The following is a 15,603-nucleotide window of genomic DNA, read 5'->3' as shown; positions in this document are numbered from 1 at the left end:
GCCCTTGTAACAAGGCTTCGGCACGGCCGCTCCCCTGCCCGCGCGCCGCGCCGCAAAAGCGCCGTTCTGCTGGCATGGAGTTCGCATCGCGCCAGGGGGCCGCCGCAAGGCAACTTGAGTCCGCCTACCCGGACGCCAACCGATGGCAGGAGCCGAATTTGAACGCAAACCCGTTTCTACTCGCCCCGGGTGCCAGGTCCGCCCTGCCCAGCCTGGCCCCGTTCGACTGCTTTGCCGCGCCCTCTTCGCGGGCCTTCTCCTCCAATGACGAACATGCGCAGGACTACCTGTTCGGGCCGGCCTGGTTGCCCGATGGGCGCGTGCGCTTCCGCCTGTGGGCGCCCGATGCGGCGGAGCAGGGCCATGCCGTGCGGCTGGAGATCGCGGGCCTTGGGCCGGTCCATATGGCGGCGGGACCCAACGGCTGGTTCGAAGCGATCGTGCCGTGCTGCGAGGGCGCGCGCTACTGGTTCCGGCTCGATGACGGCACCACGGTGCCAGACCCGGCCTCGCGCTGGCAGGCCGACGACGTGCACGGCCCGAGCATCGTGCCGGCGCGCGATGCCGGTGCCTCGTACGCCTGGACCTGCCCCGACTGGCGCGGCCGGCCGTGGCATGAAGCCATCGTCTATGAAATGCACGTCGGCCTGTGCGGCGGCTTTGCGGGCGCCGCGCAGCAATTGCCGCGGCTGGCCGCGCTGGGCTTCACCGCCATCGAACTGATGCCGCTGGCGGAGTTTCCCGGCGGACGCAACTGGGGTTATGACGGCGTATTGCCGTTCGCGCCGGAGTCCAGTTACGGCACGCCGGACGAGCTGCGCGCGCTGGTCGACCGTGCGCACGCGCTCGGCCTGATGGTGCTGCTGGATGTGGTCTACAACCACTTCGGGCCGGAGGGCAACTACCTGCACCGCTATGCCAGCGCCTTCTTCCGCGCCGACCGGCGGACCCCGTGGGGCCCGGCCATCGATTTCCGGCGCCCGCAGGTACGTCGCTTCTTCACCGAGAATGCGCGCTACTGGCTGGACCAGTTCCGCTTTGACGGACTGCGGCTCGACGCGGTCCACGCCATCGAGGACGAAGGCTGGCTGGCCGCGCTGCCTGGCGAACTGCGCCCCATGCTGGCCGATGGCGCTGGCGGCAACCGCCACCTGCACCTGGTGCTGGAGAACGACGAAAACGACGCCGCGCTGCTGGCGCAGGGCTTCGATGCGCAATGGAACGATGACGCCCACCATGCGCTGCATGTGCTGCTGACCGGCGAGGACGATAGCTACTATCGCGACTACGCCAGGCCCGCCGGCGCTGTCGCCGCCGTCGATGCAGGGGAGCGTGGCCAACACGCGCTGCGCCATCTCGCACGCGTGCTGGCGGAAGGCTTCGCCTACCAGGGCGAGCCGTCGCTGCACCGTTCCGGCGGCGCCACCGCCACCGCCACCGCCACCGCCACGGCCGCCGTGTGCCGCGGCCAGCCCAGCGCGCATCTGCCGCCTACCGCCTTCGTCACCTTCCTGCAGAACCACGACCAGGCCGGCAACCGCGCCTTCGGCGAACGGCTGGCCAGCCTGGCCGACCCCCGTGCGCTGCGTGCCGCGGTGGCGCTGCAGTTGCTGTGCCCGCAGGTGCCGTTGGTGTTCATGGGCGAAGAAACCGGCGCGCGGCAGCCATTCCTCTACTTCACCAGCCATTCGCCGGAACTGGCCAAAGCGGTGCGCGACGGCCGCCGCCGCGAATTCGCCGCCAGCGCGGCCTTCGGCGACGATGCGCGCGCCGCGGCCATCCCCGATCCCAACGACCCGGCAACGTTCGAAGCGTCGCGGCCTGCGCTGGCGGACGACGCCGACTGGGCCCCCTACTACCGCGAGCTGCTGTCGATCCGGCGGCGCGAGCTGCTGCACCGGCTGCCGGGCAGCCAGTCCGCCGGCGTCGACATCCTTGGCCCCGCGGCGCTGTGCGCGCGCTGGCATCTGGTGGACGGCGTGGAGCTGAGCCTGTGGCTGAACCTGGGCGACGAAGCGGTGCCCGCCACCCACTCCTGCCGCGACCAACGCACTGCGCTGCACGAGAGCGCGCCGGGCGCTGCTGCGGAGCTTTTCGCCGGCATGCTGCCGCCGCTGGCCTGCGTCGCCACCCTGTGCGAGCCCGCCGCGGCGCGCCCCAGGTAATGCCGGCCAAGGCAGCCACCGCGCCGGCAACAGCGCGCGGCCTGCCGCGCGCCACCGCCCGGCTGCAGCTGCACCCTGCCTTCACCTTTGCCGATGCCGCCGGCGTGGTCGACTACTACGCCGCGCTTGGGGTCAGCCACCTGTACCTGTCGCCGGTCTGCGAGGCCAGGCCAGGCTCCACGCACGGCTACGACGTCACCGACTTCACCCGCGTGCGCGAGGAACTGGGCGGCGAGACGGGCCTGAAGGCGCTGGCTGCGCGCGCACGCAGCGCCGGCCTCGGGCTGATCGCCGATATCGTGCCCAACCACATGGCGGCTGACTGCACCCACAACGGCTGGTGGCGCGACGTGCTGGCGCGTGGACGCGCCAGTCCCCATGCCGGCTGCTTCGATATCGACTGGACGCCGTGCGACCCGGCGCTGCATGGCAAGGTCCTGTTGCCGATCCTGGGGCAGCCGTACTGGGACACGGTCGTCGCCGGGGAGCTGCAGTGGGTGCCCGCGAGCGGCGAGCAGCCGGCCCACGTACGGTACTTCGACCATGTGCTGCCGCTGGCGCCGGACAGCCCTGAAGCGGAGGCCACCGCCGACCCCGGCTGGTACGACACCACGCAGCACGCCGGACGCACCCGGCTGCATGCGCTGCTGGAGCGTCAGCACTACCGGCTGGCCTGGTGGCGCACCGCTGCCGCCTCGCTGAACTGGCGCCGCTTTTTCGAGATCAGCGACCTGGTCGGCGTGCGCGAGGAAGACCAGCAGGTCTTCGACGCGGTCCATGCGCTCGTCTTCCGCCTGCTGCGCGAAGGCTGGATCGACGGCGTGCGCGTGGACCATGTCGACGGCCTCGCCGATCCCGCCGGCTACTGCCGCCGCCTGCGCGCCGGACTCGACCGGCACGCCGCCGCGCGGCCGCCGCCGCTGCAGCTGGAGCGCCCTTGGCTGGTGGTCGAAAAAATCCTCGGCAGCAGCGAACGGCTGCCGCCGGACTGGCAGGTCGATGGCACCACCGGCTACGACTTCATGGATGACGTGGCCGCAGTGCTGCACGACCAGGCCGGCGAAGCTGCGCTGACGGCGCTGTGGGCCATCACCAGCGGCGACGCGCGCCCGTATGCCGAGCACGTGCGCGCGGCCCGCTGCCTTGTGCTGCGGCGGCACCTCGTTACCGAATGCGAGGGCCTGACCGCCCGCCTGCACGCCAGCGCGCAGCAGGAGCCCGGCACGCGCGACCTCACGCCGGCCGCGCTGCGGCACGCGCTGATGGCGCTGATGGCGGCCGTGCCGGTCTACCGCAGCTACTACGACGCGCAGCCGTCGGCACGCGACGCGGCCGCGGCACATGCCGATGACGCCATGGTCGATCAGGCCCTGCAGTCTGCGCGCAGCGGCCTGGCGCCGGACGAGGCCGTGGCGCTGGCATTCATCGCCGGCTGCCTGCGCACGCAGGCAGCGCCTGACAGCGACACCGGCGTGCTGCGCCGCCGCCTGCAGCAGCTGATGCCGGCGCTCGCGGCCAAGGCCGGCGAGGACACCGCCTTCTACCGCTATGGGCGGTTGCTGTCGCGCAACGAGGTTGGCAGCGACCCGGCGCGGCTGGCCATGCCGCCGGCGCAGTTCCACGCCCGCATGGCCGCGCGCCGGCTGGCCGTCCCGCATGCGATGCTGGCCACTGCCACGCACGACCACAAGCGCGGCGAGGACACGCGCATGCGGCTGGCCGTGCTGAGCGAACTGCCGGGCACCTTCGCCGACGCGGTCGCCGCGTGGGAGCGCGACTGCGCGCCGCTGCTCGCCACGCTGCCGCGCGCGCCCGACGCGGCCGACCGGCTGATGCTGTACCAGGCGCTGGTAGGGACCTGGCCAATGGAGCATGCCGGCGACGCCGAGCCTGTACCTGACGCACTGCTGGCGCGGATTTCCGCGTGGCAGGTCAAGGCCATCCGCGAAGCCAAGCGCCATGGCAACTGGACCTGCCCCGATACCGAGTACGAAGCGGCATGCGAGGCCTTCCTGCGCGGCATCGCGGCCGCGTGGCCACAGGGCGTGCTGGCGCAGATCGGCCGCTTCTCGCAGCGCATCGCCACCGCCGGTGCCCTCAACAGCCTGGCGCAGGTAATGGTGGAACTGACCGCCCCCGGCATTCCCGACCGTTACCAGGGCACCGAGGGTTGGGACCTGAGCCTGGTCGATCCGGACAACCGCCGCGCGCCGGACTTCGGGCGGCTGCAGGCACGGCTGGCGTGCGGCGCGGGCTGGGCGCACTGGCTGGCGCACTGGCGCGACGGCCGGCTCAAGCAGCAGCTGGTGCGCCATGTGCTCGCGGCGCGTGGCGCCGACCCCGCGCTGTTTGCCGATGGCCAGTACAGCATGCTGGCCGCGCAGGGCACGCTGGCGCAGCAGGTGCTGGCATTTGCGCGCAGCACCGCTGCGCGCCAGGCCGTCACCGTGGTCACGCGGCTGTCAGCGGCGCTGGTCGACCCGGCCGTGCCGCGCATTCCGCCGGCATGCTGGGGCGACACCACGCTGAACCTTGGCGCGCCGCAGCCAGGCCGCTGGATCGACGCGCTGACGGGGCACCCGCTCGACGCGCCGGCGGGGCGCCTGCGCCTGCGCGACGTACTGGGCGGGCTGCCGGTGGCACTGCTGCTGCGCGAGCCATGAAGCGCTCGTCACAGGCTGGACAACCGGGAGATCGTGGCTTGCGAAATGATCGGGGTCAGCGGCGGCCGCGGGGCGCTCGGCGCTGCATAGGGTCCAGGCACTCCATGCGGACCATTCAGCCCATGCGGGTCGTGGGGGACCGCCTGGCCATGGTGGAATGGGCGGGCTCCGGCGGGCGGCTCGCGCAGCGCCTGGCTGGGCGAGGCGCCGCGGTCCTGCGGCAGGTAGGGCCGGATCACGACGGCGACGTAGTCGTCTTCCTTCGGCGTCACCACGATATAGGCAAGCCCGGACATGACCAGCCCCACTTCGCCCAGTTCGGTGGCGATGCGCGCCACGATAAAGCGCTGCAGCAGCAGCGGGTTGACACTGTCGTCGATCGCAAGCGCGGCGGTGCAGATGGTCAGGAAGCAGCGCTCGACTTCGCGGCAGACCACCACCACTTCATCGAGCGCGTAACCGGAACGGCTGGCACGCACCAGGACCGAGACGCCGGAACTCGGCGCGGCGCGATGCCAGCCGGGCTTGATCTTGAAACTGGGCAGCGTCAACCCCGAGCCCGTGTCCTGCGCGACCGTGTTAAAGCGCTGGGCGAAATCCAGGGGGGTGATCGCGAGCAGCTGGCGTTCGACCGGCGCCGAGGAAACCGACACTGACGAGGCCAGGATGACGGTGGACAGGATGCTGGCGAAATTCATTTCTACCCTCGCAACAGGATGTGCCGCTCCCCCGGGCCGGCTGCCCTGATAGGCCCCGCCAGCACGCGGCCAACGGAGCCGCCGCGGCGTGGGGCCGGCGTGGCGGGTTGTGCTCGGCGGCACATGCCGTACGCCAGTTCTGGCCAGCATTGCTTTCACTATAGACAGGGCGGCACGCAAGCACACGCTACGCAAGCGGCGCGCCACCTGTTGCAGTGCGCACCGCCGCGGGCGGCCCCGACGGCACCATTCACGCTGTCCGCGGGACGCGTGCACTTTCTGCTGCTACTGTAAAAAGTACGGCGCCGGCCGACTGTGAAGCGCCTCCGCATGGCCTGCTACGCTGCGGCGCAAGGCGCACAACCCGCCCTCACGGCCGGCGGGAACGGAGCTTGCAGGTCTGGGGCAGGTGCGGGCAACGTTGCGCAGCCCGCCGCTCACGCAGTACGGTATGCCGTACAGGAGGATCGCCATGAGATGTCGTGCTCGCTCCCGCATTCGCCGCCTGGCGCTGCCGCTGGCGGTACTGGTCATGGCAGCTGCGCCGGCGGTGCCCGCGGCGCCCACCGACGCCCCCGCGGCCCCCTCCTCCACGGGCCGCACCGCCGCGCCGCGCGACACCGAAATTGCCAGCGACCGCGCCATCACCTCCGAAGTCCGTGCGCGCCTGGCAAGCGCAGGCACGCTGGATCCGGCGAAGATCCGCGTGTCGACCATGGACGGCGTCGTCAAGCTTGAAGGCTCGGTGCGCGACGACAAGCAGCGCGCCCTGGCCATGGAGCTGGCGCGCTCGGTACGCGGCGTGACCGCGGTATCCGACGAACTTCGTGCCGGTACGGATTAACGATGCCGACACCCGCACGAATATCTGCCCTGGAGACACCATGAGCACCCATCGCCAACCCGACCATGACACCACCCGGCGCCGCAGCGAGCCGAGGCCGGATCCGCACAAGGGCGGGCCTGACACCGAACATGAACGCGGCAAGCCGGGACGCGACCGCCGCCACGATGTCGAGCGCGAGCACGATATTCCCGACGAGAACGGCGAGCCGCCCTCGGTGCGGCGCCGCGGCGGCAATCCGGAGGAAAGCGAACCTCCGGTGGAAAACACCTGACCGCTGCCACGATGCCACACCGCACCGCACAGGACAGACCCACAGGAGAGACCATGAGCAAGACCGTACGCACCGGCGCCCAGGCTTCCGCCGGCGGCGGCCGCCCGCGTGACAAGACCGCGACGGGCGCCGCGCGGGCGCAGGCCGGCAAGATCCCCAGCACGCTGGATCCGGATCTCGAGCAAGAGATCAATGACATCGAGAGCGAGATCGAGATCGAGCAGCGCGACGAAGACTCGCACCTGCCGCCGGAAGACGAAATCCCGGAAGAAGAGATTGCCGACGAGGTGGTGCGCGCGGCCGAAGGGTTGCCGGCCGAGGTGCCGGTCGACAAGGCCGACCGTACCGATGAGCGCGAAGAGCAGCCGCCCCATCCGCCGCGGACCAGCGAGGACTGACGCACTGGTCAAAGCGAAGGGCGGCGGCTCAGTGAACCTGCGCCGCCGCCCTCGCCGTTCTCCGGCCCCTCATTCGGAAGCCAGCAACCCGTAGCGCTGCACGCGGATGTGGTTGATCACGTCCTGCACGCCGAATACGTGCTCCGCGATATCCTCGATATCGTACTTGGTGCGGCGGTCGTTGACCTTGCCCTCCAGCATCACCACCCCTTCCTGCACTCGGACTTCGACGTCGCTGACATCGAGCTCGTCATCGCGCGCCAGCCGGTTGCAGACCTCATCGTGGATGCGGTCGTCGTCGCGCCGGTAGTTGCGCGGGCCGGCGGGACGTCGCTGCGAGGGGGTGTCCCACTCGTCGCCAATGCCGCCATAGCCGCGTGCCTCGCGCTCATAACGCTCGTCCTGCCAGCGCCGATAGCCATAGCGCTCAGGCTCGCCATAGCCTCCATCTCGCTCATGGCGCTCATGGCGCTCATTGCGCTCGTAGGGGCCGCGGCCCGCGCCCGCCGGACTGCGCTGCGACCATTCATCCTCGTAGCGCGCATCGTCACGTCCACTGGCGCCATAAGGGGGACGCTCGCTCGGCCAGCGCCATTCCTCGACGTACAGCCCATACCACTCTTCGTCGCCGGGCGTCACGTCCTGGGTCTGGTCGCGCGGCAGGCGCTCGGCGGTGTTGCCGTAGCGGCCACCGCTGAGCCCGCGCTGGCGCCGGTTGCGCGACTGGGCCGGGATACCGCTGTAGCCCTGGTCATTGCTGCCGTACTGCTGGTCGGCGCGCCTGCGCAGGTAGTTGTCGTCGCTCTGTCTCATCGTCGTGCTCCTATGTTTGCCCGGTGTTTGCCTATGCTTCGGGACCCATCTCCGCGCCCGCGGCGGCCGAAGACGATTGCGCCAGCGGCACCTCGAAGCAGGCCAGCAGCGGCAGGTGGTCGGAGGCGACCCGCGCCAGCGGCGAGCGGTGGCTGGCCACCGAGACCAGGTGTGCGCGCGGCGAGACCCAGATCCGGTCCAGCGCGAATATCGGCATGCGCGAGGGAAATGTCGCCGTGTGCGGGGTCTGTTCGAAATATGCGTGCAGCCAGCGCAGCGGACGTCCCCACAAGAACCACTCGTTGACGTCGCCCAGCAGGATGGTGGGCAACGGCGGCGCCGCGGCCACGTAGTTCAGCAGTCGCTGCACCTGGTGGCGCCGCTCGCCGGGGCGCAGCCCCAGGTGCGTGGCAATGACGCGCAGCGCGCTGGCGTGCCCCGATGCGGTACAGGCGAGCGTGACGTCGATCGCGCCGCGCGCCTCGCAGCCTTTCACCGTGAGATCGATCTGGTTGACCGCCTGCGGCGCGAAGCGCGTCAGCAGGGCATTGCCATAATCCGCATTGCCGCGCACGCGGGTAAAGCCCGACACCACGTGCATGCCGGTGTGCCCGGCCAGGTATTCCAGCGTGTGGTCGTTGCTGCTGCCCGACTCGACTTCCTGCAGCGCGACGATATCGGCGCCGAGTTCTTCCAGCACCGCAGCGATCCGGTCGGGCCGGTAGCGGCGGTCGGTGCCGACCCCGCGATGGATGTTGTAGCTGACCACCGTCATGCGCGCGAGCCCTACGGACGGCAGGGGGCCGCAGCGCAGCGCCTGGCTGGCATCCGGCACGCCGAACTGGTCATTGGCCGCTTGCGCAGGATTTACAAGAGGCGGTAAGTCCGGTTGCATTCGCATTTTTTCGCGCCTTCGCGACTGGAAAGGCTGGAAAGGCCGTTGCCCGCGTGGCGGCATGATGCCGCGCACGCGGCAGGCGGCCGTTGCGAAAATTGGCCTGTCAGGTGCTCAGGATCAGGCACCATCCAGGAACTGGCTGCGCGGGCCAACGCGGCGGCCGAGTTCCGGACTGACCCAGCGCGTTCCTTCCATGTACGGGTCAGCCGTGCGCTGCGCGGGCGGGCTGGTCATGCCGGGCTGCGCCGGCACGGTAGAAGGCTGGGCCTCGGGCGCCGGCCCGAGGTCCTGGCGCGTGGAAGTGTTGGCACCCTGCGTGTACGGGTCGAACTTGTCGGTGCTGCGCGCACCCTGCGAATAAGGATCATAGCTGCCGCGCGGCGTGCCAGGCGTCATCTGGGCCATGGCGGGAATCGCAGCGGCGGCGAACGCGACAGCGGCGAGAAATCGGCTGGGTCGGATATGCTTCATGGTTACCTCCGTTCATGGCGCGATGTGCGCGCCAGCAACCATGAGCAAGCGAAAGGCGTGCCTGTGGCGTGTGGCCCTGGCTACGCCCCCTCGCTTGCGGCAAGCGGCTCACGCCACGCCGGCTTTGGCCCGCGCACCGTCCCGCTCCGTCCCGGCCTTGCCGCGCGCCAGCACCGGCACCAGCGCCGCGCCGGTATGGCTTGCCGGGATCCGCGCCAGCGATTCCGGATCGGCTGCGCCGACGATGGTGCCGCCGCCCGCGCCGCCTTCCGGCCCCAGGTCGATGATCCAGTCGGCCTCGGCGATCACGTCGAGGTCATGCTCGATCACCACCACGCTGTGGCCACCGTCGGCCAGGCGGTGCAGCACGCGGATCAGGCGCGCCACGTCGGCCATGTGCAGGCCGACGGTCGGCTCGTCCAGCACGTACAGCGTATGCGGCGCCTTCTGGCCGCGGCGCGTGATGTCGTCGCGCACCTTGCTCAGCTCGGTGACCAGCTTGATGCGCTGCGCCTCGCCGCCGGACAGCGTCGGCGACGGCTGGCCCAGCGTCAGGTACCCCAGCCCCACGTCCTTCATCAGCTGCAGCGGGTGCGCAATATTGGACATCGATGCAAAAAATTCCACCGCTTCGTCGATCTCCATGGTCAGCACGTCGCCGATGTTCTTGCCGCGCCAGGTGACGGCGAGTGTCTCGGGATTGAAGCGCTGCCCGTGGCAGACGTCGCATGGCACTTTCACGTCCGGCAAGAAGCTCATGCCGATGGTGCGCACGCCCTGCCCTTCGCACGCGGGGCAGCGGCCATCGCCGGTGTTGAATGAAAAGCGCGACGCGGTATAGCCGCGCGCACGCGCCTCAAGCGTATCGGCAAAAAGCCGGCGGATGGTGTCCCATACGCCGATATAGGTGGCCGGGCACGAACGCGGCGTCTTCCCGATCGGGGTCTGGTCGACTTCGAGCACGCGGTCGATCGATTCCCAGCCGGTGATGGCGTCGCAGCCGTACCAGTCGTGGTCGACCTTGAGCGGCTTCTTCGCCGTCGACTTGCTTGTCTTCGCCTCTTCCCTGGCCGCATTGCGCGCGCGGCGCGTGGCCGGCGACGACAGCACCGAACGGCCCACCGCGTCGAGCAGGTTGGTCATCAGCACGTCGCGCGCCAGCGTCGACTTGCCCGAGCCCGACACGCCGGTGATCGCCACCAGGCGCGACAGCGGGATGCGCGCGTTCACGTTGCGCAGGTTATGCAGTGAAGCGCCGTGCACGGTCAGCCATTCGGCCGGATCGGCCGGCTTGCCAGCCGCGCCCGGCCGTACCGGGCGGCGCGCCTGCAGCGGGTGGATGATCGGCTGCGCCAGGAACTGGCCGGTGGTGGATGCCGGCGCCGCGGCAAGGTCCGCCACGCCGCCCTGCGCCACCAGCGTGCCGCCGCGCTTGCCCGCGCCGGGGCCGATGTCGATGATGTGGTCGGCGCGGCGGATGGTGTCTTCGTCATGCTCGACCACCACCAGCGTGTTGCCCTTGTCGCCCAGCTTGCGCAGCGCATCGAGCAGGATCTGGTTGTCGCGCGGGTGCAGGCCGATGGTGGGCTCGTCCAGCACGTAGCACACGCCCTGCAGGTTGCTGCCGAGCTGCGCCGCGAGGCGGATGCGCTGCGCCTCGCCGCCGGACAGGCTCGGCGCGGCGCGGTCCAGGCTCAGGTAGCCCAGGCCTACTTCTTCCAGGAACTGCAGCCGGCTGCCGATCTCGCTGACCACGTCGCGCGCGATCTCGGCGTCGCGGCCGGCCAGGCGCAGGCCGTCGACCCAGCGGCGGGTATCGGACACGGTCCATTGCGCCACGTCGACGATAGCCTGCGTGTCGAACGTGACCGCGCGCGCCACCGGGTTCAAACGCGTGCCGTGGCAGTCGGGGCATGGTGCTTCGCCCACGCCTTCCGGTTCCAGCTCCTCCGACGGCAGGCTCTGCTCGCGGCCGCGGTTGTCGTCGGCCAGCACGGTATCGTCGAACGCCGCACGCTGCTCGCGCGTCAGCGCCAGGCCGGTGCCGACGCAGCTGCCGCACCAGCCGTGCTTGCTGTTGTACGAGAACATGCGCGGGTCGAGTTCCGGATAGCTGGTGCCGCACTCGGGGCAGGCGCGCTTGGTCGAGAACACCTTGACCTCGCCCACGTGCGCGGTGCCGCCATTGGTCATGGCGTGGTCCAGCCCGTCGAGCGGCGCCAGCAGGTGCATCACGCCCTTGCCCGCTTCCAGGGCCTGCGCCAGCAGTGCGCGCAGTTGCTGTTCGTTCTCCGGCGTGACGACCAGGTCGCCGACCGGCAGCTCGATGGTGTGCTCGCGGAAACGGTCCAGGCGCGGCCATGGATCGACCGGCAGGAACTCGCCATCGACACGCAGGTGCGTATTGCCGCGCGCCTTGGCCCATTTGGCCAGATCGGTATAGACGCCCTTGCGGTTGACCACCAGCGGCGCCAGCAGGCCGACGTGCTGGCCGCGATGGTCGCGCAGCAGTTGGGCGGCGATCGATTCCGGGCTCTGCGACGTCACCGGCGCGCCGTCATGCACGCAGTGCTGGATGCCCAGCTTGACGTACAGCAGGCGCAGGAAGTGCCAGACTTCCGAGGTGGTCGCCACCGTGCTCTTGCGGCCACCGCGCGACAGGCGCTGCTCGATCGCGACAGTGGGCGGGATGCCGTAGACCGCATCGACCTCGGGCCGGCCCGCCGGCTGCACGATCGAGCGCGCATAGGCGTTGAGCGATTCCAGGTAGCGCCGCTGGCCTTCGTGGAACAGGATGTCGAACGCCAGCGTCGACTTGCCCGAGCCGGACACCCCGGTGACCACGTTGAACTTGCCGTGCGGGATATCGACGTTGAGCGACTTCAGGTTGTGCTCGTGCGCGTTGACGATGCGCACCACGTCCTCGCCCTCGACCTCGCGGCGCGCGCGGCGCGCCTGCAAAACCGCCTGCAGCGGCACGCCCTCGGACTCGGCGCCGGCGGCGCGTTCAGCGGCAAGGGTGCCGGCTTCGCCGAGCGCCGCGTCGTAGTGGATCAGCGCCTGGCCGGTATGAGACCCGGCGCAGCCCTTCACGTCCTCGGGCGTTCCGGTGCAGACCACGCGGCCGCCGGCATCGCCGCCTTCAGGACCCAGGTCGATCAGCCAGTCGGCGGCGCGGATCACGTCGAGGTTGTGCTCGATCACGATCAGCGAATGGCCGCTGTCGAGCAGCTTGCCGAAGGCCAGCATCAGCTTGGCGATATCGTCGAAGTGCAAACCCGTGGTCGGCTCGTCGAACATGAACAGGCGGCGCGGCAGCGTGCTGGCGCGGGTGCGCGACGGCGTGGCCTGCGCGGCCTCGGCCAGGAAGCCGGCCAGCTTCAGGCGCTGCGCCTCGCCGCCCGACAGCGTCGGCACGGGCTGGCCCAGCTTCATGTATTCGAGGCCGACATCGACAATGGGCTGCAGCACGCGCAGCACCGCGGCATCGCCGGCGAAATACGACGCCGCTTCACTGACCGTCAGTTCCAGCACGTCGGCAATGCTGAGCGCGCGCGGTGGCTGCCCGGCGATGGCGCGCTCGATCTTCACCTCCAGCACTTCGGGGCGGTAGCGGGTGCCGTCGCAATCCGGGCAGCGCAGGTAGACGTCGCTGAGGAACTGCATTTCGACGTGCTCGAAGCCTGAGCCGCCGCAGGTCGGGCAGCGCCCGTCGCCGGAGTTGAAGCTGAAGGTGCCGGCGGTATAGCTGCGCTGCAGCGCCATCGGCGCCTTGGCGAAGATCTTGCGGATCTCGTCGAACGCGCCGACATAGCTGGCCGGGTTGGAGCGCGCGGTCTTGCCGATCGGCGACTGGTCGACGAAGACAACGTCATCGACGAGGTCCGCGCCGCTCAGCTTGCGGTATGCGCCCGGTGATTCGGTCGCCTTGCCGAAATGCCGCGCCATCGCCGGATGCAGCACGTCCTGCAGCAGCGTGGACTTGCCCGAGCCGGACACGCCGGTCACGCAGACCAGCCGCTGCAGCGGGATCTCGACGGTGACGTCCTGCAGGTTGTGCTCGGTCGCGCCTTCCAGCACGATGCGCGACAGCTTGTCGTCGACGGGGCGGCGTTGCCAGTGCGAGGCATCGGCCACGCGGCGGCGCCCGCCGAGATAAGCACCGGTGAGCGTGTCGGCATTGCGGATATCCGACGGCGTGCCGTCGAAGATGATGTTGCCCCCGCGCTCGCCCGGACCGGGGCCCATGTCGATCAGGCGGTCGGCGGCGAGCATCACCGAAGGATCGTGCTCGACCACCACCAGCGTATTGCCCGCGTCGCGCAGCCGGTGCATGGCCTCGACGATGCGGTTCAGGTCGCGCGGGTGCAGGCCGATGCTGGGCTCGTCCAGCACGAACAGCGTGTTGACCAGCGAGGTGCCTAACGCAGTGGTCAGGTTGATGCGCTGCACTTCGCCGCCGGACAGCGTGCGGCTCTGGCGGTCCAGCGTCAGGTAGCCCAGGCCGACGTCGCACAGGTACTTGAGCCGCGTGCGCACTTCGGCCAGCAGCAGCTTGAGGGCATCGTCCAGCATCGCGCTGGGCAGCGTCAGCGCGTCGAAGAAGCGGCGGATGCGCTCGATCGGCAGCAGCATCAGGTCGTGTACGGTCAGGCCCGGCAACGCTTCGAGCTGGGTGCGGTCCCACTCCACGCCGCGCGGCAGGAAACGGCGTCCGGCTGCCAGCACGGCGTCGGCATTGTCCTTCGAGCCCAGGCGCCACAGCAGCGATTCGGTCTTCAGGCGCGCGCCGCCGCAGGTTTCGCACGGGGTGTAGCTGCGGTACTTGGACAGCAGCACCCGGATGTGCATCTTGTACGCCTTCGACTCCAGATAGCTGAAGAACCGCATCACGCCGTACCACTGCTTGTTCCACTGGCCGTTCCAGTCGGGCGAGCCATGGACGACCCAGTGGCGCTCGGCCTCGGTCATGTCGGCCCAGGGCGTGTCGCGCGGGATGCCGGCCTTGCCGGCGTAGCGCATCAGGTCGTCCTGGCATTCTTTCCAGGCCGGGGTCTGCATCGGCTTGATCGCGCCTTCGCGCAGCGACTTGCGCGCATCGGGAATGACCAGCCCGAGGTCGACCCCGATCACGCGGCCGAAGCCCCGGCAGGTTTCGCAGGCGCCGTAGGCGGAGTTGAACGAGAACAGCGCGGGTTGCGGGTCGGCATAGCGCAGGTCGCTGTCCGGGCTATGCAGGCCGGTGGAGAAGCGCCACACGGGGCCATCGTCGCCATCGGCCAGCACATAAATGTTGACGCGTCCGCCGCCGCGCTTGAGCGAGGCTTCGATCGCCTCCACCACGCGCACCTTCTCGGCAATGCCGATGCGGAAACGATCGGCCACCACGTCCAGCAGCTTGCGCGCCCCGGTCGGCGACTGCACCACGCGCTGCGCCTGCACGCGCGTGTAGCCGCTGACGGAGAGCCACTGTTGTACCTCTTCCTCGGTGGTCGATTCCGGCAGTTCCACCGGGAAGGTCACCACCAGCCGCGCATCGTGGTGCGGCTGCCCTTGCGCCGTGCGCGCCAGCAGCTCGGCGTAGATCGTCTCCGGCGAATCGTGGCGCACCGGCTGCGCGGTCTGCTTGTCGAACAGCTCAGCCGCGCGCGCGTAAAGCAGCTTCAGGTGGTCGTTCAGCTCGGTCATCGTGCCAACCGTCGAGCGCGAGCTGCGCACCGGGTTGGTCTGGTCGATGGCGATCGCCGGTGGCACGCCGTCGACGCGCTCGACCTGCGGGCGATCCATCCGGTCCAGGAACTGGCGCGCGTAGGCGCTGAAGGTCTCGACGTAGCGGCGCTGGCCCTCGGCATAGAGCGTGTCGAACACCAGGCTCGACTTGCCGGAGCCGGACGGCCCGGTCACCACGGTCATCTCGCCGGGGCGCAGGTCGAGGTCGACATCCTTGAGGTTGTGCTGGCGGGCGCCGCGAATGCGAATCAGCTGCTTGCTCGACACGATTTTTTCTTTCGGATCAATGCGTTAAGGGAGGGACAGGCGTGGACGGCGGGTGGCCAGGGGGCCAGGGGGCCAGGGGGCCTGGAGCAAACCACCATAGCACAGGGCCTGGGCAGGTCCGGGAAGGTCTGCCCCAGATACTGTACATCCATACAGTGTAACAGTTTCGAAAAGGATTCGTATCGGTCTGGATGACGCCGTTGTGTAGGAAACCGGAATTAGCCGAACTACGCGCGCTTTCGCTGGCCTAGAAGTCCGGAATTAGTCAGTATGACTCCCCTAGGGTGGGGCAAAAGGCTGGCCTGCCGCGAGGAATCAAACGCGGGTTAGCATGACTGCCAGAGCCGCACGGTGTGGACAGTGCCACACCCAGGCGATTTCC

The 15,603-nt window shown here is 69.7% G+C and carries 10 protein-coding genes; 5 read left to right on the top strand and 5 right to left on the bottom strand.

Annotated elements, in window-relative coordinates:
* Window positions 1-158 precede the first annotated feature (158 nt).
* Together treZ and treY are read left to right on the top strand one after the other, a co-directional pair.
* Entirely contained in the window at window positions 159-2,165 is a 2,007-nt protein-coding gene (gene treZ, locus J8I34_RS24270; RefSeq protein ID WP_209807168.1) for a malto-oligosyltrehalose trehalohydrolase, read from the top strand.
* Entirely contained in the window at window positions 2,165-4,828 is a 2,664-nt protein-coding gene (gene treY / locus J8I34_RS24265; RefSeq protein WP_209807167.1) for a malto-oligosyltrehalose synthase, read from the top strand. Before treZ ends, treY begins: the two co-directional genes overlap by 1 nt.
* 8 nt (window positions 4,829-4,836) lie before the next feature.
* On the opposite strand, the gene J8I34_RS24260 is transcribed toward treY, so the two are convergent.
* Entirely contained in the window at window positions 4,837-5,526 is a 690-nt protein-coding gene (locus tag J8I34_RS24260) for a malto-oligosyltrehalose synthase (protein WP_245176102.1), read from the bottom strand.
* Window positions 5,527-5,998: 472 nt separating this feature from the next.
* Here J8I34_RS24260 and J8I34_RS24255 point away from each other — a divergent pair, with 472 nt between their 5' ends.
* The 3 genes from J8I34_RS24255 to J8I34_RS24245 are packed head-to-tail and all read left to right on the top strand — an operon-like array spanning window position 5,999 to window position 7,042.
* Complete coding sequence (locus J8I34_RS24255) at window positions 5,999-6,370, top strand: BON domain-containing protein (RefSeq protein ID WP_209807166.1); 372 nt, start codon at window positions 5,999-6,001, stop codon at window positions 6,368-6,370.
* A 40-nt stretch (window positions 6,371-6,410) separates the two neighbouring features.
* Window positions 6,411-6,644 carry a hypothetical protein gene (locus tag J8I34_RS24250; protein ID WP_029049949.1) on the top strand — a complete coding sequence of 78 codons (234 nt, stop codon included), beginning with the start codon at window positions 6,411-6,413 and terminating at the stop codon, window positions 6,642-6,644.
* Between the two features lie 53 nt (window positions 6,645-6,697).
* Window positions 6,698-7,042: a hypothetical protein gene (locus tag J8I34_RS24245; RefSeq protein ID WP_051320706.1), complete on the top strand. Its 345-nt coding sequence runs from the start codon at window positions 6,698-6,700 to the stop codon at window positions 7,040-7,042.
* Window positions 7,043-7,111: 69 nt separating this feature from the next.
* Here J8I34_RS24245 and J8I34_RS24240 read toward each other — a convergent pair whose 3' ends face one another.
* From J8I34_RS24240 to uvrA, 4 genes are all read right to left on the bottom strand, one after another.
* The gene (locus J8I34_RS24240) at window positions 7,112-7,855 is read right to left on the bottom strand and encodes a BON domain-containing protein (RefSeq protein ID WP_209807165.1); all 744 of its coding nucleotides are present in this window, start codon (window positions 7,853-7,855) and stop codon (window positions 7,112-7,114) included.
* 31 nt (window positions 7,856-7,886) lie between these two features.
* Window positions 7,887-8,756 (bottom strand): endonuclease/exonuclease/phosphatase family protein, encoded by an 870-nt coding sequence (locus J8I34_RS24235; protein ID WP_051320705.1) that lies wholly within the window; start codon window positions 8,754-8,756, stop codon window positions 7,887-7,889.
* Window positions 8,757-8,870: 114 nt separating this feature from the next.
* Entirely contained in the window at window positions 8,871-9,224 is a 354-nt protein-coding gene (locus tag J8I34_RS24230) for an endonuclease (RefSeq protein ID WP_209807164.1), read from the bottom strand.
* A 108-nt stretch (window positions 9,225-9,332) separates the two neighbouring features.
* Window positions 9,333-15,221 (bottom strand): excinuclease ABC subunit UvrA, encoded by a 5,889-nt coding sequence (gene uvrA / locus J8I34_RS24225; RefSeq protein WP_209807163.1) that lies wholly within the window; start codon window positions 15,219-15,221, stop codon window positions 9,333-9,335.
* Between the last annotated feature and the right edge of the window lie 382 nt (window positions 15,222-15,603).

Origin of the sequence: Cupriavidus phytohabitans (genome assembly GCF_017815025.1) — a bacterium.
In the GTDB taxonomy this organism is placed as follows: Bacteria; Pseudomonadota; Gammaproteobacteria; order Burkholderiales; family Burkholderiaceae; genus Cupriavidus.
Note: the sequence above shows the minus strand (reverse complement) of the source record. Positions and strands in the feature narration are given on the sequence as shown.

Coding starts and splice junctions, on each gene's coding strand:
- treY (WP_209807167.1), top strand. CDS start 2,165: ATGCCGGCCAAGGCAGCCACCGCGCCGGCAACAGCGCGCGGCCTGCCG.
- J8I34_RS24260 (WP_245176102.1), bottom strand. CDS start 5,526: ATGAATTTCGCCAGCATCCTGTCCACCGTCATCCTGGCCTCGTCAGTG.
- J8I34_RS24255 (WP_209807166.1), top strand. CDS start 5,999: ATGAGATGTCGTGCTCGCTCCCGCATTCGCCGCCTGGCGCTGCCGCTG.
- J8I34_RS24250 (WP_029049949.1), top strand. CDS start 6,411: ATGAGCACCCATCGCCAACCCGACCATGACACCACCCGGCGCCGCAGC.
- J8I34_RS24245 (WP_051320706.1), top strand. CDS start 6,698: ATGAGCAAGACCGTACGCACCGGCGCCCAGGCTTCCGCCGGCGGCGGC.
- J8I34_RS24240 (WP_209807165.1), bottom strand. CDS start 7,855: ATGAGACAGAGCGACGACAACTACCTGCGCAGGCGCGCCGACCAGCAG.
- J8I34_RS24235 (WP_051320705.1), bottom strand. CDS start 8,756: ATGCGAATGCAACCGGACTTACCGCCTCTTGTAAATCCTGCGCAAGCG.
- J8I34_RS24230 (WP_209807164.1), bottom strand. CDS start 9,224: ATGAAGCATATCCGACCCAGCCGATTTCTCGCCGCTGTCGCGTTCGCC.